This is a genomic window from Halomonas sp. TA22, assembly GCF_013009075.1.
Classification (GTDB): Bacteria; Pseudomonadota; Gammaproteobacteria; order Pseudomonadales; family Halomonadaceae; genus TA22.
On the sequence record NZ_CP053108.1, the window covers coordinates 3,027,978 to 3,049,643 of the forward strand.

The 21,666-nt window shown below is 63.9% G+C and carries 16 protein-coding genes; 10 read left to right on the top strand and 6 right to left on the bottom strand.

Features of this window, described 5'->3' with window-relative positions:
* Window positions 1-95: 95 nt before the first annotated feature.
* The 4 genes from xdhA to guaD are packed head-to-tail and all read left to right on the top strand — an operon-like array spanning window position 96 to window position 6,166.
* On the top strand, window positions 96-1,559 hold the full coding sequence (gene xdhA, locus HJD22_RS14345; protein WP_208656343.1) for a xanthine dehydrogenase small subunit: 1,464 nt from the start codon (window positions 96-98) through the stop codon (window positions 1,557-1,559).
* Window positions 1,543-3,978 carry a xanthine dehydrogenase molybdopterin binding subunit gene (gene xdhB, locus HJD22_RS14350; protein ID WP_208656342.1) on the top strand — a complete coding sequence of 812 codons (2,436 nt, stop codon included), beginning with the start codon at window positions 1,543-1,545 and terminating at the stop codon, window positions 3,976-3,978. The genes xdhA and xdhB overlap by 17 nt, the downstream gene beginning before the upstream one ends.
* Entirely contained in the window at window positions 3,965-4,816 is an 852-nt protein-coding gene (xdhC, locus tag HJD22_RS14355) for a xanthine dehydrogenase accessory protein XdhC (RefSeq protein WP_208656341.1), read from the top strand. Before xdhB ends, xdhC begins: the two co-directional genes overlap by 14 nt.
* A gap of 36 nt (window positions 4,817-4,852) precedes the next feature.
* Window positions 4,853-6,166, top strand: coding sequence for a guanine deaminase (guaD, locus tag HJD22_RS14360; RefSeq protein WP_208656340.1), 1,314 nt, complete (start codon window positions 4,853-4,855; stop codon window positions 6,164-6,166).
* A 1-nt stretch (window position 6,167) separates the two neighbouring features.
* On the opposite strand, the gene HJD22_RS14365 is transcribed toward guaD, so the two are convergent.
* Entirely contained in the window at window positions 6,168-7,424 is a 1,257-nt protein-coding gene (locus HJD22_RS14365; RefSeq protein ID WP_208656339.1) for an ArgE/DapE family deacylase, read from the bottom strand.
* On the bottom strand, window positions 7,417-8,100 hold the full coding sequence (locus HJD22_RS14370; RefSeq protein ID WP_208656338.1) for a GntR family transcriptional regulator: 684 nt from the start codon (window positions 8,098-8,100) through the stop codon (window positions 7,417-7,419). The genes HJD22_RS14365 and HJD22_RS14370 overlap by 8 nt, the downstream gene beginning before the upstream one ends.
* Window positions 8,101-8,252: 152 nt before the next feature.
* Between HJD22_RS14370 and HJD22_RS14375 the strand changes: the two genes are divergently transcribed.
* The 6 genes from HJD22_RS14375 to HJD22_RS14400 all read left to right on the top strand — a co-directional run bounded on the left by HJD22_RS14375 (window position 8,253) and on the right by HJD22_RS14400 (window position 15,922).
* Window positions 8,253-9,803, top strand: coding sequence for an ABC transporter substrate-binding protein (locus HJD22_RS14375; RefSeq protein WP_208656337.1), 1,551 nt, complete (start codon window positions 8,253-8,255; stop codon window positions 9,801-9,803).
* Between the two features lie 74 nt (window positions 9,804-9,877).
* Window positions 9,878-10,855, top strand: a complete 978-nt coding sequence (locus HJD22_RS14380; RefSeq protein ID WP_208656336.1) for an ABC transporter permease — start codon at window positions 9,878-9,880, stop codon at window positions 10,853-10,855.
* Window positions 10,852-11,685, top strand: coding sequence for an ABC transporter permease (locus tag HJD22_RS14385; RefSeq protein WP_208656335.1), 834 nt, complete (start codon window positions 10,852-10,854; stop codon window positions 11,683-11,685). The genes HJD22_RS14380 and HJD22_RS14385 overlap by 4 nt, the downstream gene beginning before the upstream one ends.
* A 20-nt stretch (window positions 11,686-11,705) precedes the next feature.
* Window positions 11,706-13,322: an ABC transporter ATP-binding protein gene (locus HJD22_RS14390; protein WP_208656334.1), complete on the top strand. Its 1,617-nt coding sequence runs from the start codon at window positions 11,706-11,708 to the stop codon at window positions 13,320-13,322.
* 39 nt (window positions 13,323-13,361) lie between these two features.
* Window positions 13,362-14,789: an FAD-binding oxidoreductase gene (locus HJD22_RS14395; RefSeq protein WP_208656333.1), complete on the top strand. Its 1,428-nt coding sequence runs from the start codon at window positions 13,362-13,364 to the stop codon at window positions 14,787-14,789.
* Between the two features lie 20 nt (window positions 14,790-14,809).
* The gene (locus tag HJD22_RS14400) at window positions 14,810-15,922 is read left to right on the top strand and encodes a histidinol-phosphate transaminase (protein WP_208656332.1); all 1,113 of its coding nucleotides are present in this window, start codon (window positions 14,810-14,812) and stop codon (window positions 15,920-15,922) included.
* A gap of 79 nt (window positions 15,923-16,001) precedes the next feature.
* On the opposite strand, the gene HJD22_RS14405 is transcribed toward HJD22_RS14400, so the two are convergent.
* From HJD22_RS14405 to cydD, 4 genes are all read right to left on the bottom strand, one after another.
* Window positions 16,002-17,024 (bottom strand): cytochrome-c peroxidase, encoded by a 1,023-nt coding sequence (locus tag HJD22_RS14405; protein ID WP_208656331.1) that lies wholly within the window; start codon window positions 17,022-17,024, stop codon window positions 16,002-16,004.
* 138 nt (window positions 17,025-17,162) lie between these two features.
* Window positions 17,163-18,167, bottom strand: coding sequence for an adenosine deaminase (locus HJD22_RS14410; RefSeq protein ID WP_208656330.1), 1,005 nt, complete (start codon window positions 18,165-18,167; stop codon window positions 17,163-17,165).
* Between the two features lie 75 nt (window positions 18,168-18,242).
* On the bottom strand, window positions 18,243-19,961 hold the full coding sequence (cydC, locus tag HJD22_RS14415; protein ID WP_208656329.1) for a thiol reductant ABC exporter subunit CydC: 1,719 nt from the start codon (window positions 19,959-19,961) through the stop codon (window positions 18,243-18,245).
* Window positions 19,958-21,664, bottom strand: coding sequence for a thiol reductant ABC exporter subunit CydD (cydD, locus tag HJD22_RS14420; RefSeq protein WP_208656328.1), 1,707 nt, complete (start codon window positions 21,662-21,664; stop codon window positions 19,958-19,960). Before cydD ends, cydC begins: the two co-directional genes overlap by 4 nt.
* Window positions 21,665-21,666: the final 2 nt, after the last annotated feature.

The following is a 21,666-nucleotide window of genomic DNA, read 5'->3' on the forward strand; positions in this document are numbered from 1 at the left end:
GAGTTGACCATTTGGTCAGACTTGACTGTTGCGTCGTCTCCTTCGACCTTCAAACAATCACTATTCGAATAATAGCCAAGCTGGCGGGCCCCTTGATGATCGATTTCCACCTCAATGGCAGACGTCACTGCGCCGATGTCGCGCCAGACCTGAGTCTGCTCGAACTGCTGCGCACCCACCTCAACCAGACCGGTACCAAGGAAGGATGCGCCTCGGGCGATTGCGGCGCCTGCACCGTCGCCATCGGCGAGCCCGATGACGAGGGCAGGCTCATCTACCAGACGGCCAACGCCTGTATCGTCCCGGCGCATCAGGTGCATGGCTGCCATCTGGTCACGGTCGAGGGGCTAGCTCGCGGAGATGCCCTACATCCCGCCCAGGCCGCGATGGTCGAGTGTCACGCCAGCCAGTGCGGCTTCTGTACTCCGGGTATCGTCATGTCGCTGTTCACGCTGCATGAAGCGCAGCGTCACCAGCCGGCACCGCTTACCCAGGAGCGCCTGGAGGCGACCCTGGGCGGCAACCTGTGTCGTTGCACCGGCTACCGTCCGATCCGCGATGCGGCACTGTCGATGGAGCACCACCCCGACACCCATCCGCTGTGGGCCGACGATCCGGAATTGCCGATCAAGGTGGCTCGGCTGCACCAGGCACCGAGCCCCGAACACGCCTTCCAGGGACGCTATGGCGTGCCCCGAAGCCTCGAGGAATTGCGTGAGTTCAAGCGCGTCCGCCCGCAGGCACGGCTGGTCGCAGGCGCCACCGACTTGTGGCTCGAATCCACTCAGCAGCTCAAGGTGCTGGACGACATCATCGATGTCCGCCAAGTGCCCGAACTCACCGCCATCGAGGAGACCGACGAGGGGTGGTGGATCGGTGCCGCCGTGACGCTGAGCCGTCTCGAAACGCTGCTGGAGACTCACTTCCCCGCCTTCGCGCACCTGCTGCACCGCTTCGCCTCGCAGCAGATTCGCAACCGTGCCACCCTGGGTGGCAACATCGCCAATGCTTCGCCCATCGGCGACTCGCCTCCGGTGCTGCTGGCGCTCGATGCCCATCTGCGGCTCGACGGGGCGCAAGGGGAGCGAGAGCTGCCCTTGAACGACTTCTTCCTCGATTACCGCGTTACGGCACTCGAGGAGAGCGAGTTCATCCGCGCCATCTTTTTGCCCCGCCGCGACGACACCCAGGCGCTCAAGGTGTGGAAGCTCTCCAAGCGCCGTGAGGATGACATCTCCGCGGTGCTGGCGGCCTTCGCCTGGCGTCTAGAAGAGGGTGTCATGCGTGACGTTCGCCTCGCCTTTGGCGGCATGGCGGCGATTCCCCGTCGTGCGCCCGACGCCGAAGCGGCCCTGGAGGGCATGCCTCCAAGCCGCGAGGCCTTCGAAGCCGCCAAGGCGGCACTGCGCGGCGAGCTCCAGCCATTGAGCGACGTCCGCGGCTCCGCCGAGTATCGCCTGTTGGCCGCTTGCAACCTGCTCGAGCGCCTGCGCCTGGTACTCGCCGTCTCACAAGACAACCGCGACTCGGAGGTGATGCTCGATGCGTACGCTCACTGATATCGACGCAGACTCGGCCAAGGCGCGCCGGGAGCAGACCGGGCGCAACAAGGGCGACGGTCCACTGGCCCGCGAAGCGGAAATACCGCACACCCAGCATGGCAGCGCCGGCCACGGCTACAAGCACGAAAGCGCCGTCAAGCATGTCACCGGTCGTGCCGCCTATATCGATGATCTACCGGCCCCCGCCGACACGTTGCATGTCGCTGTCGGCCTCTCGCCGGTCGCCCATGGCAGGCTAACCCGGCTGGACCTGGAGCAGGCGAGACGCGCCCCCGGGGTAGTGGAGGCGATCACCTTCATCGATATTCCCGGCCATACCGACATAGGCCCGGTCTTCGCCGGCGATCCGCTGTTCGTCGATGACGAGATCAGCTATGTCGGCCAGACGCTGTTCGCGGTTGCCGCAGTGAGTTACCGCGCGGCTCGGCTGGCAGTGAGGGAGGCCATCGTCGAGATCGATGAGCAGTCAGCGAGTCTCGATCCCGTCGCCGCGGCCGAGCGCGAGGAGTTCGTTCGCCCCACCCACGTGCAGGGAAGCGATACCTGGCAAGCCGCTCTGGATGAGGCGGCACACGTGCTCGAGGGCGAGCAGTTCGTGGGTGGGCAGGAGCACTTATACCTCGAGGGGCAGGCTTGCCTGGTCACACCCACCGAGGATGAAGGGGTGATCGTCTACACCTCGAATCAGCACCCCAGCGAGACCCAGAAGCTGGTCGCCGAGGTGCTCGACATCCCCTTCCATGCGGTGACCGTGGAAACGCGGCGCATGGGCGGCGGCTTCGGTGGCAAGGAGACCCAGGCTTCACCCTGGACCTGCATCGCCGCCATCGTCGCCCGCCGCACCGGACGTAGTGTGCGACTGCGGCTGCCCCGCGCCGAGGACATGCGCGCCACCGGCAAGCGCCACCCCTTCCATAACCGCTACCGGCTCGGCTTCGATGCGCAGGGCGTGCTGCTGGGGGGCGACTTGACCCTGATCGGCGATTGCGGCTTCTCGCCGGATCTCTCCGAGGCGATCGTCGACCGGGCCATGTTCCATGCCGACAACGCCTACTCGTTGGGCCAGGCACGCGTCACTGGCCATCGTGCCAGGACGCATAAAGCCTCCAATACTGCCTTTCGCGGTTTCGGCGGCCCTCAGGGCATGATGCTCATCGAAGCCGCCATGGACGACATCGCTCGCCGCATCGGTGAGGACCCGCTTACCGTGCGCAAGCGCAACTTCTATCGCACAGGTCGTGATGTCACCCATTACGGTCAGCGCGTCGAGCAGCTTTCGCTGCTTCACGACCTAGTCGCGCAGCTCGAGGCTACGAGCGACTACTGGGCGCGACGCCGGGCAATCACCGACTTCAATGCCAGAAGCCCGATCGTCAAGAAGGGGCTTGCCCTGACCCCGGTGAAGTTCGGCATCTCGTTCACCGCCCAGCATCTCAACCAGGCCGGTGCGCTGCTGCACGTCTATACCGATGGCAGCGTGATGATCAACCACGGTGGCACCGAGATGGGACAGGGGCTGCACACCAAGATCTGCCAGGTGGTGGCACGGGAGCTGGGGCTGGATATCAAGCAGGTGCGCATCACCGCCACACGCACCGACAAGGTGCCCAACACCTCGCCCACCGCTGCCTCCAGCGGTGCCGACCTCAACGGCCAGGCGGCCCGCGACGCCGCCGCCAGACTGCGCGAGCGGCTGCTCGACTTCGCCGCCAGCCACTTCTACCAGGACGAAGGGGGGCTCGACCGCGAGGCGATGCGCCTGGAGCGGGGCTACCTGGTCGTCGACAGCGGCGATGAGAGCAGACGCATTGGCTGGGGCGAGCTGGTCCAGGCTGCCTATCTGGGGCGCATCTCGCTCTCGGAAAAGGGCTTCTACTCGACTCCCCTTATCCACTACGACCGCACCACCGCCAAGGGGCGCCCCTTCTACTACTATGCCTATGGCGCGGCAGTGAGCGAGGTGGCGGTGGACACGCTGACGGGCGAGTATCAGGTTACCCGCGTCGACATCCTGCATGACGTGGGCGATTCGTTGAATAGCGCCATCGATATCGGCCAGGTCGAGGGCGGCTTCATCCAGGGCATGGGCTGGCTGACCTGCGAGGAACTCAAGTGGAACGACGCGGGACGCCTGCTCAGCGACGGCCCGTCGACCTACAAGATTCCCGCCTTCGGCGATCTACCGTCGGTATTCAACGTCGAGCTGATGCAGGGCCACCCCAACTCCCAAGCCAGCATTTACCGCTCCAAGGCCGTGGGCGAGCCACCCTTCATGCTGGGAATTTCAGTGTGGTCGGCGCTGCGCGATGCGCTTGCCAGCCTCGCCGACTATCGCCAGAGCCCCCCGCTCGATACGCCGGCCACCCCGGAGCGGGTGTTGATGGCCGCCGAGGCGTTGCGCCATGCCCGCCCCTGATATGCCTTGGCACACCGCTCTGGATCGCTTGCAGCGCGAGGCAATCCCACACGCCCTGGCAAGCGTGGTCGGGGCAGCAGGCTCCACGCCGCGCGAACCCGGCGCCAAGATGGTGATCACCGCCGATCAGGTATACGACACCTTGGGCGGCGGCACTTTCGAGTTTCAGGTGATCGATGTCGCCCGCACCGCACTGGCTCGTCACGAGCAAGGTCCGCGGCTAGAGGCATTCTCCCTGGGCGGACGCAGCGGCCAGTGTTGTGGCGGCTTCGTCAATGTGCTGATCGAGGTGTTTGCCGGCGCCGAGATGCACGTCGCGCTATTCGGTGCCGGCCATGTCGGTCAAGCGCTGGTCGGCCTATTCGCCCCACTGCCATGGCGGCTAAGCTGGTTCGACAGTCGCGCGGGGGCCTTTCCCGAGCACTTGGTGCAGCAACCCAGGCTTAGCTGCCGACGGTGTATCGATCCAGCAGAATCGGTGGCAAGCCTGCCCGGCAGCTGCCATGCGCTGGTGATGACCCACGATCACGGCGAGGACCGGGCGCTGATCGATGCCCTGCTCAGGCGCGGCGATTGCGCCTCCATCGGCCTGATAGGCTCGGTGAGCAAATGGTCCAGCTTTCAGCGCCGCTTGCACGATATGGGCCACGAGCAGGCAAGACTCGACACAGTGCGTTGCCCCATTGGCATTGCTGGCGCCCAGGGCAAGCGTCCTTACGAAATCGCGCTGGCGGTTGCCGCCGAGCTGCTGACGCTCAAGCCGGGCGTCGACAAGCGCGAGCGCCGCGGTGTGCCCGCCGAGACGCTACGCCAGACCTTTACCCCTTCGTCGAGCTGATTGCCGCCTCGAACAAACGAATCTAGGAGTGAATCCATGACAGATACGCGTATCCTGCGCGGCCCCGTGCTGAGCTTTGTCGACGACCCCGGCGAGGAGGACCGCCCAGCCGAGGGCAGCGTGCTCTACCTCGAGGATGGCGCGGTGTGGATCAACGATGGCGTGATCCACGCCGTCGGCGACTACCGCGAGCTGGCCGCGCGTCTGCCCGAGGGGGTCGACGTCATCGACTACTCGGGCAAGCTGATCATGCCCGGTTTCATCGATAGCCATGTGCATTACGTGCAACTCGATATCATGGCCTCCTACGGGCGCCAGCTGCTCGACTGGCTCAATACCTACACCTTCCCCGAGGAGTGCCGCTTCGCCGAACGCGCCCATGCCGAGGATGTCGCCGAGGCCTTTCTCGACGAGCAGTTGCGGGCGGGCACGACCACCGCTCAGGTGTTCTGCACCTCGCATCCGGTCTCGGTGGAGAGCTTCTTCGCCGCCGCCCACCGTCGCGGCCTGCGCATGCTGGCAGGCAAGGTGATGATGGATCGCCACGCCCCGGCGGCCCTTACCGACACCGTGGAGAGTGGTGTACGCGACAGCGAGCGGCTGATCGGCGAGTGGCATGGCAAGGGGCGGCTAGGCTACAGCCTGACGCCGCGCTTCGCCCCCACTTCTACTCCCGAGCAGCTCGATGCCGTGGGCGGCATGCTGCGCAATGCGCCTGACCTGCACCTGCAGACGCACCTCTCCGAGAACCGGGGCGAGATCGAGTGGGTCGCAAAGCTCTATCCCGATGCTCCCGACTACTTGGGCGTCTATGAACGTTACGGTCTGGTCGGCCCGCGCAGCACCTTCGCCCATGGCATTCACCTGACGCAGGAGATGCGCCAGCGGCTGGCCTCGGCGGGAGCCAACATCGCCTTCTGCCCAACCTCCAATCTGTTTCTGGGCAGCGGCCTGTTCGATCGCCTGGCCTGTCGCGAGGCGGGACTCAACGTCACCCTGGCGAGCGACGTCGGCGGCGGCACCAACCTCTCGAGTTTTGCCACCCTTTCTGCCGCCTATCAGGTCGGCCAGTTGCTCGACCAGCCACTGACTGCCTGGCAGGGCTTCTACCGCCTGACGCTTGGCAATGCCCGCGCGCTGCATCTCGACCGCCACATCGGCTCACTGCGTGAAGGCCATGAAGCCGACATCGTGGTCCTCGATCCGCAGGCCACGCCCCTGCTGGCACGGCGCACCGCACGTACCGCAAGCCTCGATGAGCTGCTGTTCGCGCTGATGATCCTTGGCGATGACCGCACGATATTCGCCACCTGGGCCAATGGCCGCTGCGTGCATCAGCGCGACGGCTGAGTCATCCCGCCCAGCGGCACAGGAACAGCGCATAGGTCTTCAGGGTATGGCGGATCGACTCGATCTCGACACACTCGTCGACGCCATGGATGCGCTGTGCCACCGGCCCATAGCAGGTACCGGCCACACCGGCAGCGACATGGAAGGCGCGCAGGTCGGTGGTGCAGGTGGAGAGGTAGTGGCCAGGTTCGCTGTCGGTCAGCGAACGGTGGCACTGCGCCAGCAGCTGCACACCCGGGCTCTCCAGATCGACCAGATGCCCCTCGGAGCGGAAGCCGTGAAACTCGATGCGCGGGGGCGTGGCATCGCTGCCCAGCGCCTCATGGGCCTGCAGCACACAACGCCTTATCTGCTCCATTACCGTTTCGGGCGAGACATCCGGGGCGAAGCCGAAGCGCCCTTCAAGCAGCGCGTGCGCCGGCACGCTCGAGGCCCAGTTGCCCCCTTCGATGCGCCCGATATTGAGATTGAAAGGGTGCGTCAGGCCATCGTATGGTGGGGTGCGGGGGGCGGTATTGAGCTCCTCCTCGAGTGCCTTGAGCGCCGGGATCAGGGCCTGGAGACGCTCGATGGCGCTGCTGCCCGCCGAAGTGTCCAGCACATGCGCAGGCACGCCGTCGACGCGAATGCGAAAGCGGATGACACCGATCTGGCCAGTGTAGATCTGTGCACCGAAGGGCTCGGGTATCAGCACGAAATCACCGGCCAGGCCTCGGTTGACGCAGGCCAGGGCGCCATTGCCGGTGCACTCCTCCTCGATCACCGCCTGCAGCGTCAGGGGAAAGTCGAGCGTCTCGCCGGCCTGGCGATATGCATGCACCGCCATCACCATCGCGGCAATTCCCGCCTTCATGTCGCCGGCGCCACGCCCATACAACCAGCCGTCGCACTCCCACGGCTCCCAGGGTGGGCGAGTCCACATATCGATGGGCTCGGCCGGCACCACATCGAGGTGACCATTGAAGACAAGATGCGGCTTTGGCGAGTCAGGGTTGAGGCGCGCCACCACGTTGAAGCGGCCAGCGTTGGACCATTCGACCGGAGCATGGTGGGGATTGCGATAGAGTTCAGGGTCGTCGAGAGGAACGTGCTCGACCGGCAGTCCCAGTCGTTCGAACCACTTTTGCATGACCGCCAGTGCACCGTGCTCACGACCCAGCACGCTGTATTCGGCGATCAATTCGCGCAGCACGGTCAGCGTGTCGTCGAAGCACGCATCGCACTGCGCCAGCACGCGTTGCTCTCTCTGGTTAAGCATGTCCCCCCTCCTTTTCCGAGATTCCCTTGACCACGAAGTCGCGCGCCACGCCGATATGGAAATCGACCGCCTCGCGACACTGTCGCGCATCGCCGCTGGCCAGGGCCTCCACCAGCGCCCAGTGGCAGGTAGCGATGGTATCCGGGTCCTGGTGCGTCCGCCCGATCAGCGCAATGCATAGCCGCAGTTCGTGGGAGAGTTCCTCGAAGACCTTGAGCAGACGCTGATTGCCGGCAAATTCGATCACCATGCGGTGAAAGTTGAGGTCCTCCTCGATCTTGAGGCTGTCGTCGTTCTCCTGTGCGACCTCGCACATCATCTCGACCTGGCGACTGAGCGCATCGTGCATCGCCGGGGTGAAGTGCCCGATCAGCAATTGAAAGGCATGACGCTCCAGGCATAGACGCAGATCGAACACGTCGACCAGATCCGTACTGTCGAGCTTCCTGACGAAGAATCCTCGACGCGGCCTGGAGATCAGAAGACCACGGCTCTCGAGCAGACGTGCCGCCTCGCGCACTGGCGCCCGGCTGATGCCGAGGTCGCGCGATATCTGCACTTCGGAGAGACGCTCGCCGGGCTGAAAGCGCCGGGCGATGATCGACTCGGTGAGATAGTCCGTCACCTGTGCCACAAGGTTGTATTGCTGGATGCCGGCAAAGGGCTCGTTTCGCATACGGAAGATCTCGTCAACGCCATGTCAGTTCTGATTGAGAGTATGACGCATCTCGGTTCATGTCGACCGTCGGCTGTCGACAGCTTGGGGAGGCGCTGCTATGGTCAAAGACGAGCAGCATTCAGTCCAACCAAAAACAACGGATGAAGGACATGAAAACACCACTAGTCGCCGCCATGGCGTCTCTCGCCCTTGTCTCAACCTCTGCCCTTGCCGAACCCAAGTCGGGGGGAGTGATCAATACCATCATCCAGCCCGAGCCGCCGGGACTGGTGCTGGGCATGGTCCAGAACGATCCCACCCGCAAGGTGGCCGGCAATATCTACGAGGGGCTGCTGCGTTACGACACCGATCTCGAGCCAATGCCGCAGCTGGCCGAGTCCTGGGAGATCAGCGACGACGGCCTGACCTATACCTTCCACCTGCGCGAAGGGGTGACCTGGCACGACGGCGAGCCCTTCACCTCCGCCGATGCGAAATTCTCCATCGACGAGTTCCATCGCGAGCTCAACCCCAGCGCTCGTGCGGTGCTCGAGCATGTCGAGAGCATCGAAACGCCGGACGACCACACCATCGTCTTCACCCTCGAGCAGCCCTTCGGCCCCTTCATGCTCTCCTTCGAGGCCGGCACCTTCACCATGGTGCCCAAGCATGTCTATGAAGGCACCGACTACCGCGACAACGACGCCAATAGTCACCCGATCGGCACCGGCCCGTTCAAGTTCGACAACTGGGAGCGCGGCACGGTCATCCAGCTGGTGCGCAACGACGACTACTACGAGGAGAACCTCCCCTATCTCGATGGCATCAATTGGCACATCATTCCCGATGGCGCCTCCCGTGCCGTGGCCTTCGAGAACGGCACCGTCGATGTACTGCCCAATGGCACCGTGGAGAATTTCGACATCCCGCGCCTCTCGGCCATGGACAACACCTGCATGACCGAGGAGGGCAACGAGTACTTCAGCCCCTTCGCCATGCTATGGATGAACAATCGCGAGGGGCCAACCTCCGACAAACGCTTCCGCCAGGCGGTGATGTACGCCATGGATCGCGAATTCGCTCGCGACGTGTTGTGGAATGGCTTGGGCGAAGTTCCACTCTCGGCATTCGGCTCCAATGCGCGCTTCCAGCATGACGGCCTGGAGCCCTACGACCACGACCCCGAGCGCGCTCGTGAACTGCTCGAGGAGATGGGCTACGACGGCGAGGAGGTGAGACTGCTGCCGATTCCCTACGGCGAGACCTGGGTTCGCTGGGCCGAAGCGGTGCAGCAGAACCTGAGCGAGGTGGGCATCAACGTACGCACCCAATCCACCGACGTGGGCGGCTGGAACCAGCGCCTGGGCGAGTGGGACTACGACCTGGCCTTCACCTATCTCTACCAGTACGGCGACCCGGCACTGGGCATATCGCGGACCTACCTCTCAAGCAACATCGAGCGAGGCTCACCCTGGAATAACGTCGAGGGCTACGAAAACGCGCGTGTCGACGAGCTCTTCGAGTCGGCGGCCACCGCCTTCCCCGACGAGGAGCGTGAAGCGCTCTACCGCGAGGTGCAGGAGATCCTCCATGAAGACGTTCCGGTGGGCTGGCTGATGGAGCTCGGCTTCCCGACCCTCTACCGGTGCGACGTGCAGAACCTGGTCACTTCGGGGGTGGGGGTCAACGATGGCTTCAAGGACGCCTGGCTCGATCGCTGATCGACGCTTGACGGTGTGACGACCAGGGGCGGCGCTAGCCGCCCTTCCTCCCCTAGGCAGCCAGAGGCTCTCGCATGCTCTATGCCAGACTGATTGCGATGCGGCTGTTCAAGGCCGTGATCGTGCTGTTCCTTATCATCATCTTCAACTTCTTCCTGATCCAGATGGCACCGGGCGATCCTGCCGCCATCATGGCTGGCGAGGCGGGCGCCACCGACGAGCAGTTCCTGATGCAGCTGCGCGAGCGCTTCGGCCTCGACCAACCCCTCTATGTGCAGCTGTGGCGCTACGTGTCGGGGGTGGCCATGCTCGATTTCGGCTACTCCTATCGCCAGCAGATGCCGGTACTCGACCTGATCCTGGCCCGCTTGCCCGCCACCCTGCTGCTGACCGGCACCGCCTTCGTCCTGTCGCTGGCCCTGGGCATCGCTGCCGGTTCGCTGGCCGCGGCACGCGTCAAGAAGGTCTCGGGCTCGCTGATCATGGCACTGGCCCTGGTGTTCTACGCCACCCCGCTGTTCTGGATCGCACTGATGGCAGTGGTGCTGTTCTCGGTAACTCTGGGCTGGCTGCCCGCCTACGGCATGTATACGGTGGGCGCCGGCCATACCGGGTTTGCGCTGGTACTCGACGTGGCCAAGCATCTGGTACTGCCCGCCACCACCCTGGGCCTGTTCTTCATGGCCGTCTATACCCGTATGACCCGTGCCTCGATGCTCGAGGCCGCCCAGCAGGACTACGTCAAGACCGCGCGAGCCAAGGGTCTCAAGCCCGGTGTGATCCAGCGTCGCCACGTGCTGCGCAACGCCCTGCTGCCGATCATCACCCTCGCCGGTCTGCAGGCCGGCCAGATGGTCGGCGGCGCGATCCTCACCGAAACCGTCTTTGCCTGGCCCGGCATCGGCCGGCTGATGTACGAGGCGCTGCAGCAGCGCGACTACAACCTGCTGCTGGGCATCTTTTTCTTCTCGGCGGCACTGGTGATCGTCTTCAACATCATTACCGATCTGGTCTATCGCCTGGCCGATCCGCGCATCAAGGAGACGTCATGAACTTCTTCACCCGCTTCGCCCAGAATCGCGGTGCCCTGATCGGGCTCATCATCCTGGTCACTATCATCGTGATGGCGCTCCTGGCCCCGCTGCTCTATCCCGAGTCGCCGTGGCGCATGGTGCAGCGCCCGTTCCTGCCGCCCATGGAGGTGGAAGGCTTTCCACTCGGCACCGACACCATGGGGCGCAACGTCGCCGCCGGGCTGATGCATGGCGCCTGGGTCTCACTGCTGATCGGACTGGTCTCGACCACGGTGGCACTAGCCATCGGCGTGCCGCTGGGCGCCATCGCCGGCTACTATGGAGGCCTGATCGATGACCTGCTGATGCGCTTCACCGAGTTCTTCCAGACCATTCCCAATTTCGCGCTGGCCATCGTACTGGTGGCGATCATGCAGCCCAGCGTGACCTCGATCGTGCTGGCCATCGCCATCGTCAGCTGGCCACCGGTGGCGCGACTGGTACGCGCGGAGTTCATGTCGCTGCGCAATCGCGAATATGTCGAGGCGGCGCGACTCGTCGGCCAGACCAACCGCACCATCATTCTGCGACAGATCCTGCCCAACACGCTTTCGCCGATCATCGTGCTCGCCTCGCTGATGGTAGCCACCGCCATACTGCTCGAATCGTCGCTCTCCTTCCTCGGTCTTGGCGATCCCAACGTGATGTCCTGGGGCTACATGATCGGCGCGGCACGTACGGTGATCCGCCAGGCCTGGTGGCTGAGCTTCTTCCCCGGGCTTGCGATCCTGCTCACCGTGCTTGCGCTCAATCTTGTCGGCGAGGGTCTTGACGATGCCCTGAACCCCAAGCTGGCTCGCGAGCGCTAGGCGTACAGGAGAGAATAACCATGAACGAATCCGTACTCAGCATTCGTGGCCTGAGCCTGGCACTGCCCAAGGGGGCCGATCGGGAGTATGCCGTCGAGGAGGTCAGCTACGAGGTCGAGCGTGGCGAGATCATGTGCGTGGTGGGAGAATCCGGCTCCGGCAAGTCGATGGCCGCCAACGCCGTGATGGGGCTGCTGCCCAAGGGAGTGCGCGCCACCGCCGGCGAAGTGATGTTCGCTGGCCAGGACCTGCTCACCCTGACTGAAAAGCAGCATCGCGAGCTACGCGGCCTGCGCATCGGCATGATCTTTCAGGAGCCAATGACCGCCCTGAACCCGCTGATGCGCGTCGGCGCCCAGATTGGCGAAGTGTTCGAGGCGCACGGTAAATACCGAAGCCGGGAGCGCCAGGAGAAGGCGCTGGCCCTTCTCGAGGAAGTGGGCATTCCCCAACCCGACAAGGCGATTCGCGCCTATCCCTTCGAGCTCTCCGGCGGCCAGCGTCAGAGAGTGATGATCGCCATGGCACTGGCACTGGAGCCGGAGCTGCTGATCGCCGACGAGCCTACCACTGCACTCGACGTCACCACCCAGGCGCAGATTCTGCATCTGATCCAGGCGCTGCAGCGTCGCCGCGGCATGTCGGTGATGTTCATCACCCATGATTTCGGCGTGGTCGCCGAAATCGCCAACCGCGTCTGTGTCATGCGTTACGGCAGGATCGTCGAGCTTGGTCCGGCCCGTGACGTGCTTGATAATCCCCAGCATGAATACACGCGCTCCCTGATCGAGGCGATACCCAGCAACGTGATTCCCCAGGCGAGCAAGCAAGCGAGGCCGGCCCCACTGCTCGAGGTGAACGGACTGCAGAAGGTGTTCCGCTCCCGCGGCGGGCTCTTCAAGCCCTCCCGCGAAGTGCATGCGCTAAACGAAGTCTCCTTTACCCTGGCACCGGGCGAGACGGTGGGCATCGTCGGCGAATCCGGCTCCGGCAAGTCGACGCTTGGGCGCTGCGTGGTGCGCCTCGAGCGCCCCGACAGCGGGTCGCTCTCGCTCTCGGGCATCGACCTCTCCGCACTCAAGGGCGATGAGCTGCGCCGCGAGCGTAGGCGCGTGCAGATGATCTTCCAGGACCCCTACGCCTCGCTCAACCCACGTACGCGCATCGGTATGGCGATCGCCCAAGGACCGATCGCCAATGGCACGCCAAGGCGTGAGGCACTCAAGCAGGCCGGCGAGCTGCTCGATCTGGTCGGGCTGGGTGCGGCGGCCGCGGATCGTTTTCCCCATGAGTTCTCGGGTGGGCAGCGCCAGCGTATCGGCATCGCTCGGGCATTGGCGCTCGAGCCCGAATTGATCGTGGCCGATGAGGCGGTATCGGCGCTCGATGTGTCGATCCAGGCGCAGATTCTCGACCTGCTCGAAGAGCTCAAGCGCAAGCTCTCGCTATCGCTGCTGTTCATTACCCATGACCTGCGGGTCGCTGCACAGATCTGCGACCGCATCATCGTCATGCAACATGGCCGCATCGTCGAGCAGGGGACCGCTCAAGAGGTCTTCCTGTCGCCAAAGGAGGCCTATACACGCCAGCTGCTCGATGCCATACCCGGCCGCGAGCATGAACCCGCGCTGACCTAGCGGCAGTCGGTGCGGCCGAGCAATGAGGAAACGCCACGCATGCAAGCACTGTTGAACGAAATCCTGGAGGTTGTCGGTCCTACCGGTTTACTGATCGGCGAGGCCGTCAGCCAGCGCCAGGTAGATTGGATGACAGGGATCCCCTGCCGAGCCGGCGCCATCGTGCGGCCCGCCAGCACCGAGGCTCTCTCCCAAGTGATGAGGCTGTGCCATGCCGCACGGCAGCCAGTGGTGACCCACGGCGGTGTGACCGGCCTGGTACATGGAGGAGAGGCATCGCCACAGGAGATCGTCATCTCCCTGGAGCGGATGAACGCCATCGAGGCAGTCGATGTGGTGGGCGGCACGCTTACCGTTCAGGCAGGTGCGCCGCTGCAGAAGGTGCAGGAAGCCGCCGAGGCCCGGGGCATGCAGTTTCCGCTGGATCTCGGCGCCCGTGGCTCGTGCACCATTGGCGGCAATATCGCCACTAACGCCGGAGGTACGCGTGTCATCCTCTACGGCATGATGCGCCAGCAGGTACTCGGCCTGGAGGCCGTGCTCGCCGATGGCAGCGTGATAAGCTCGCTCAATCGCATGCTCAAGAACAATGCCGGCTACGACCTCAAGCAGCTGTTCATCGGCAGTGAAGGAACGCTGGGCATCGTCACCCGCGCGGTGCTGAAGCTACAGCCCATGACGACCAGCGCCCAGACGGCACTGGTTGCCGTGCCCTCCTTCGAAGCCTTGACCGGGTTGTTGCAGGCCATGCGCCATCGACTCGGCGGTCAACTGAGCGCCTTCGAGGTGATGTGGCAAAGTCACTACCGCCTGCTCACCGAGGAGAGCGGACGGCACGCAGCGCCGATCTCCACCGAGTATCCCTACTATGCGATCATCGAAGCGCAGGGCGTCGACGACGAGCGTGAGGCGCGACAATTCAACCAGGCGCTTGAGAGTGCATTCGAGGCGGGAGTGGTCAGCGATGCCGTCGTGGCCCAGTCCGAGACCCAGCGCCAAGGATTATGGGCGATCCGCGAGGATATCGAAGGGCTGATCCAAGGGCTCGCACCACTCTTCACCTTCGATATCAGCCTACCCATTCCGGACATGCAGGCGTACGTCGATCAACTCGAAAAACAGCTCCATTCACGCTGGCCGCAACGCGGGCGCATGGTGGTGTTCGGCCATCTCGGCGATGGCAACCTGCACCTATCGGTCAGCGTGGGCAGCGGCGATCGGGAGAGCCGACGAGCGGTGGAGCAGCTGGTCTATTCTCCCCTCTCCGAGCTGGGAGGTTCGGTCTCCGCCGAGCACGGCATCGGCCTCGAGAAACGCGACTATCTGGCGCTGAGCCGTACTCCGGAGGAGATCTCGTTGATGCGCCTGCTCAAGCAGGCGCTCGACCCCTTCGCGCTGCTCAATCGCCACAAGGTGCTGGGCCCGAGCGAGGAGCCGGTGCAAACCACGAATGAACGATCAATATGATAGCTGAGGACAGAAGCGACATGCCCCGTTTTCCCGACCACTTGCTCGGCGCAGGCCCCCACAACCCGTTCCCCGGCATCAAGGTGCTTGAGCGACGCCTGGGCAAGGAGATCCCCCATCGGCTGGGCTCGAACGAAGGGCTTGACATGCCTCACGCCGCGCTGCGTGCCCACTTCGGCGACGCCATGGTCGAGCATGTCTACTGCTATGGCGATGCCGAGGCACTGGGCGTACGCCAGCGCCTAAGCGAACAATTGGACATCTCCCTCGACGCCCTGCTGGTCGATGCTGGCGCCGACAGCCTCATCGCCCTTGCGCTGCGCACCCTGGCGCCCATTGGCAGCACCGTGGTCAGTGCCAGCGGCACCTATCCGACCTTCGCCTATTTCGCCCGGGGTCAGGGGTGCCGGCTGGTGGAGGTCGCCTATCAAGAGGCGCCCGGCCTGCTGGCGCCCGACCTGGAAGCGCTGATCGAGGCGGCCCACCAGGAACGGGCCGCACTGGTCTACCTGGCCAACCCCGACAATCCCAGCGGCCATTTGCATGATGACGCGGCCATACGCCGCCTGCGCGCCGAGTTGCCGGATAAGTGCTGGCTGCTGCTCGACGAGGCCTATCACGACTTTCGCGACGATGCTGCAAGCCCCTTCAGCCGCGAGGTGCTACCCGGCGTGATCCGCCTGCGCACGCTCTCCAAGGCGCATGGGCTGGCGGGGTTGAGAGTCGGCTACGCCATCGCCGAACCCGCTACCCTGGCGATGATGATGAAAGTGCGCATCCACTATGCGGTCTCGACGCTATCGCTGGCCGCCGCCGAGGTGGTACTCGACCATCCCGAGGAGAGCCGCGCCCATGTCGAGAGCGTGATCGAGCGGCGCGAGCGTCTCGCCAACCACTTTCTTCAGCTCGGTGCCGATGTGCTGCCCAGTGCCACCAACTTCATCGGCCTGCGACTGCCCGATGCCCAGCTTGCAAGCCAGATCCATACCGAGCTGCTGGAGGCAGGCAGCTTGATCAGCCGCCCCGCCAATCCCGCGCTGGGGCATATCCTGCGCATCACGGCGGTGGAGGATGCGCTGCGGCCAGGTCGCCTCAAGGCACTGGAAGAGACGCTCGACAAGCTATCCCGCTGATCGAAACCGGCATACCGACAAACGAAAACAGGGTGAGCATCGCTGCTCACCCTGTGTCGTTTACTGCGTCAGACGAGTGTCACTCGCTCGCTTCGGTCTCGAACGGCACCGGGCGCGGCGTATCGGCAGTTGACGGGGGCAGCGTCGGAAGTGCGAAGGCCGGCTGCTCGCCAGTCAAGGTACGCTGGAAGGCGACCAGCTGCTCGAGTTGCTCCTCATCGAGCTGACGGCCAAGCTGCAGGGTCGCCATGATGTCGGTGGCTTCTTCCAGCGTCCAGTAGGCGCCATCGTGGAAGTACGGGTAGGTGAGCTCGACGTTACGCAGCGTCGGCACCTTGAAGGACATGCGATCGCGATCCAGGCCGGTGACCTCGAAACGCCCCTGGGACGGATTGTTGGTCATGTACTCCTCGAACACGCCCATGCGCTGGAAGGAGGTACCGCCTACCGCAGGGCCATGGTGACAGCCGGCACAGCCGATCTGCTTGAAGAGCTCATAACCGGCCAGCTCCTGCTCGGTAATGGCCGCGTCATCACCCAGCAACCACTGATCGAAGCGCGAGTTGGGCGTGACCAGCGTCTCCTCGAACTCGGCGATGGCGTCGGTCACCTCATCGATGGTGATCTCTTCGCTACCGTAGATATCGGCAAACAATTGACGATACTCGGGAATCGACTGGATAACGTCGATCGCCAGCACGTGGGTGGAGGCCATCTCCATGGGGTTGGCAATCGGACCAGCCGCCTGCTCCTGCAGCGTCTCGGCACGACCATCCCAGAACTGTGCCATGAAGAGACTGGAGTTGAGCACTGTCGGTGAATTGATCGGCCCCTCCTGCCAATGGTGGCCAATCGAGGTCGGCAGGTTGTCGCTGCCACCCATGCTCAGGTTGTGACATGAGTTACAAGAGATGAACCCTGAACGCGACAGACGCGGGTCAAAGAACAGCTTCTTGCCAAGCTCGACCTTGAGGGGCTCGTCGGATACATAAGGCTCGATCGGCTTGATCGGTTCGCTGGCCACACGATCGGCGAGTACCGGGCCAGCCAGCCCCGCCCCCACACCCATGACCAGAGCCATTCCCCAGACGGTTGATTTCATTTTACTCTCCCTTGCTAGTCAAGTGGGGATTTTCCCCGGCAACCTTCTTCAGGTTTGCTTAATACTTGTTCCATTATGGGAGCTAACCAAGCCCAGGTTTTGACGTTCGTCAATTCTTGGGCCGAAACAGACCTATTATCAGACTTCCTCAACGACCCGGTCGAGCTCGGCCAGCAACTGCTTGCGTCGCGACTCCTCCATGAAGGCCACCTCGATGGCGTTACGTGCCAGATCGGCGAAGACCTCCTTCGACCAAGAGAAGCCACGGTAACAAGCTAGATAATTTTCCAGCACGCCGCCACCGAAGTACGCCGGATCGTCGGAGTTGAGGGTAACCACAAGGCCCGCCTCGAGCAGCTTAGGCAACGGATGCTCCTCGATGCGCTTGACCACCTTCAGGCGCACATTGGAGAGCGGGCAGACCGTCAGCGGAATACGCTCGCGGCGTAGGCGCTCCACCAGGGATGGGTCCTCGAGGCAGCGTACGCCGTGGTCGATGCGACAGACGTTCAGCAGATCCAGGGCCTCGCTGATATAGGCGGCCGGCCCCTCCTCTCCGGCGTGCGCCGCCCGGGGAATGCTCAACTGGCGGGCACGGGTGAACAGCTCGACGAAGCGCGAGGGCGGGTTGTTGCGCTCGGCACTGTCGAGACCGATCGCATCGAGCATCTCCCAGTAGGGAGCCGCCTGCTCGAAGACGCGCATCGCCTCATCGGCGGGGCGGTCGCGCAGGAAACTCATGATCAGCGCGGTGGACATGCCGTACTCGCGCTCAGCGTGCCGCCGAGCCCGGCTTAGCCCTTCAAGCTGGGTATCCAGGCTTATTCCCCGCGCGAGGTGAGCCTGGGGATCGAAGGAGAGTTCGATGTGCACGACGCCCTCGTCATGGGCGCGCCGGAAATAGTCCATGGCCAGGTCATAGAAATCCATCGAGGTCCTGAGCACCGCCATGCCTTGGTAATAGAGATCGAGAAAAGATTGCAGATCCTCGAACTCGTAGGCGGCACGCACTGCCTCCACCGAGTCATAGGGCAGCGCGATCCCGTTGCGCTCGGCCAGTGCGAACATCAGCTCTGGCTCTAGGGACCCTTCGATATGCAAATGCAGTTCCGCCTTGGGCAGACGCTTGAGAAACTCCTTCATGGCTTACTCCACCTCGATTGCATTCCTCATCCTGCGATATTTTGCCTAGCCACGTAAAGCGTTGAATCACAGAAACTATTCCTCACCAATCAACTTTCCATCGACGAGCGTCAATTGCCTTGTGATGCCGGGCAGTGAGGGGTGAGTGGGGTCCAGTTGATGCACGAGATAAAGCACAGTACGTCCCGCCAGCCAGTGATCGAGACGCGCTGCGATACGCGCCGCCAGCGGGGTATCCAAGCCGGAGAAGGGTTCATCGAGGATGATCACGGGAGCATCCAATAGCAGGATTCTTGCCAGCCCCAGGCGACGCGCCTGACCACCGGAAAGCTGCCTGCCCCCTTCCCCTACCGAGGTAGCGAGCTGTTGGGGCAAGGCGCGCGCCCACTCTGCCAACTCGACGAGTTCCAGCGCTTGCCACAACGCATTGTCGCTGGTATCGGCTCGGGCAAGGCGCAGGTTGGAGGCGATACTCTCCTGGAACAGCTCGACCCGCTGGGTGAGAAAACCGATACGCAAACGCAGCGCATCCGAAGAGAGCATGCGCACGTCGATGTCATCCACGCACACCTCACCGCGCTGCGGGTCCAGCAGTCTCGTCAACAGGTGAGCCACACTACTCTTGCCGGCTCCCGACGCCCCCAGCAGCGCAATACGCTCACCACGCTCTACCGTAAAGGAGATGTCGTCCAGGGCCGGCGTCAGGGCATCGGGATAGTGCAGTGAAACGCCCTTCAGGGCGAGCCTGGCAGGTTGCCGGGCCATCGCCTGTGGAGTGGCCGTCTGAGCAATGGCGCTGCGTGACTGCCCCAGCGTATTGAGCCGCCGCGCTGCCGCGCGGGTTGCGCCGAGCTGAGTGAACGCCGCAGGCAGCATGGCAAAGGCTTCGCCAAGGGCCAGCACGGCCAATGGCATCATCACCATCACGGGCCCCGAGAGGGCAGCCGCACTATACGCCAGTGCCGCCAGCCATAGCGCCAGGAGCATGCCAAGCCCAATGCCGAGCCCCACCAGGGCATTGCCCAGAGCCGTGACCTGGCCAAGCCTCAGCTGATCCCGATACAGCAGCGATTGATGCTGCTCGAGACGCTGGCGGTGGGTCGCCAGCGCGCCATAGCCGCGCAGTTCGGCAAGCCCCTGCAAATGCTCGATGGTATGGGCACGCAGGTGGTCGAGGGTAGCGACGCGCCGCTGGCTGGCATGCATGCCTAGCCACGCCTGCCCCGCTATCAGCCAGGCCCACAGCACAAGCATCGCCGCGCCCACCACGAGGCTCGTCACTGTCTCGAAGATACCGAGCAGCAGTGCAACGCCGAGCAGCGCCAGCAGCGCCACCAAGGGCGGCGCCATCAAGCGCAGGTAGAGGCTATCCATGGTATCGATATCCGCCGTCAGGCGGTTGAGCCACTCGCTGGCACGGCGCTTGGAAAGCGTATGGGCATCGAGCCTTGCAAGCACGCGGAACATGCCGCCACGCAGGTCGGCCAATAGCCGTAGCACCGTATCGTGGTTGTAGACCCGCTCGAGATAGCGCGACACGGTGCGTGTCACGGCGAAGAAACGGATGCCACCGCCAGGCACGTAGACATCCAAACTGGCGGCGACGCCCGCTGCCAGCAGCGCGCCGGTCAACGCCGTGGCGGTAATGAACCATCCCGATAACGCCAACAGACCGACAGCTGACGCTACCGTCAACGCGAGCAGCACGGCTCCGACGATCAAGCGACCGCGACGACGTGCCAGCAGCGCAAGCCAGGGACGCAGCTCGCGTCGCAAGGAGGTCAAAAAGGTCATTTTGATGCCTCCACAATCTGGCCCTGCTCCAGCCTGATGACCCGCGTGGCCATGGCCATCAAGGCCGGGTGATGCGTGGCAACGACCAAGGTGCGCCCCTCCTCGAGCAGTACCTTGAGCGCCTCGATCACACGGGCTTCGCTGTGGTGATCGAGACTCGCCGTCGGCTCGTCGAGCAGTACCAGCCTGGCCGGCGATAGAAACACCCGAGCCAGGGCCAAACGCTGGGCCTGGCCACCGGAGAGCCCCACCCCACGCTCCCCCACCGAGGTGGCCAAGCCTTGAGGCAAGCGCGCCATCAACTCACCGAGGGAGGCCTTCTCCAGCGCCTCGTGTAGCTGCGCGTCGCCGGTATCGGGCGATGCCAGACGCAGGTTGTCGGCAATGGTTCCCTGGACGATCAACGGACGCTGGTCCATCCAGGCGAATCCCCGCGGCGAGGCCACCGTCACCTGACCGCTCTCGGGCGCCACGAAACCAGCAATTACCTGCAGCAGAGTCGACTTTCCGGCCCCGGATGGCCCGGTAAGCGCCAAAATGGCTCCATGGGGCAGCGTTAGATCGAGCGGCCCAAGTACTCGGCCACGCCCGGCATGCGACACGCAGACGTCGCTCAGCCGCACCATGATGGACTCGTCTACGCGCGTGGCCTCTCCTTGCGCCACGACACAGGGCACCGTTGGAGGCGCCTCGGGCAACGGCTCGTTGAGAAGCGCCACCAAGCCATCGGCAGCGCCAAGGGCCGCGGCACGATCATGATAGTGCTGCGACAGGGTGCGCAGCGGCTGAAAGAACTCAGGCGCCAGCAGCAGGATCAACAACCCGCTGAACAGAGTGAGCTCCGGCGAGGGGCCATAATCGATATATCCAAGCAGCCCGAAACCGATGTAGATCGCCAAGACCGCAATCGCGATCGACGCGAAGAACTCAAGCACCGCGGAGGAGAGAAAGGCCAGGCGCAAGGTACGCATGCTGCGTTGACGGTAGTCATCGGCGGCGGCGAACACCTCCTCCCCCGCCTGAGCGGTACGGTTGAAGAGCTGCAGCGTGGTGATGCCGCGTACGCGATCCAGAAAATGCCCGGCCAGCCGCGTTACGGCACCGAACTGCTCGCGATTGAGTCGCTCGGCCCCCATTCCCACCAAGGCCATGAAGAGAGGGATCAGAGGAGCGGAGAGCAGCAGGAAGATCGCCGCCAGCCAGTCGAGCATGAGCACCACGACAAGGATCACCAGCGGCAGCAGCAGTGCCAGTCGCAACTGCGGCAGAAAGCGGGCAAAGTATCCCTCCAGCGCCTCGACCTGTTCGACCAATTGCCCACCAAGTCCAGCACTGTGGCGACTCGCCAGACGCACCGGCCCCAGCGCCTCGAGATGATCGAGCAGCGCATGCCTTGCCATGGTGCGAATCCTCAGACTGGTCTGCTGCGATAGCACCTCCTGGCACCATTGCGCCAGCGCCCGCAATACCAGCACAAGCACGAGTGCCGCAAAGCCCCATGCCAGCTCGAAGGGCGTCTTGCCCTCCACCAGTACCGCACTGATGATCCAGGCCAGCAACCCCATCTGGACAATCGTCGCCATGCCCACCACCAGACCGACCAGCATTGCCAAGCCAAGCAGGTGGCGCTGCTGGTCGGCCAGATCAGACAACCAGCGACGCGCGGTAAGGGACTCGGAGGCATCCTTGGACTTGCGCCCCATGC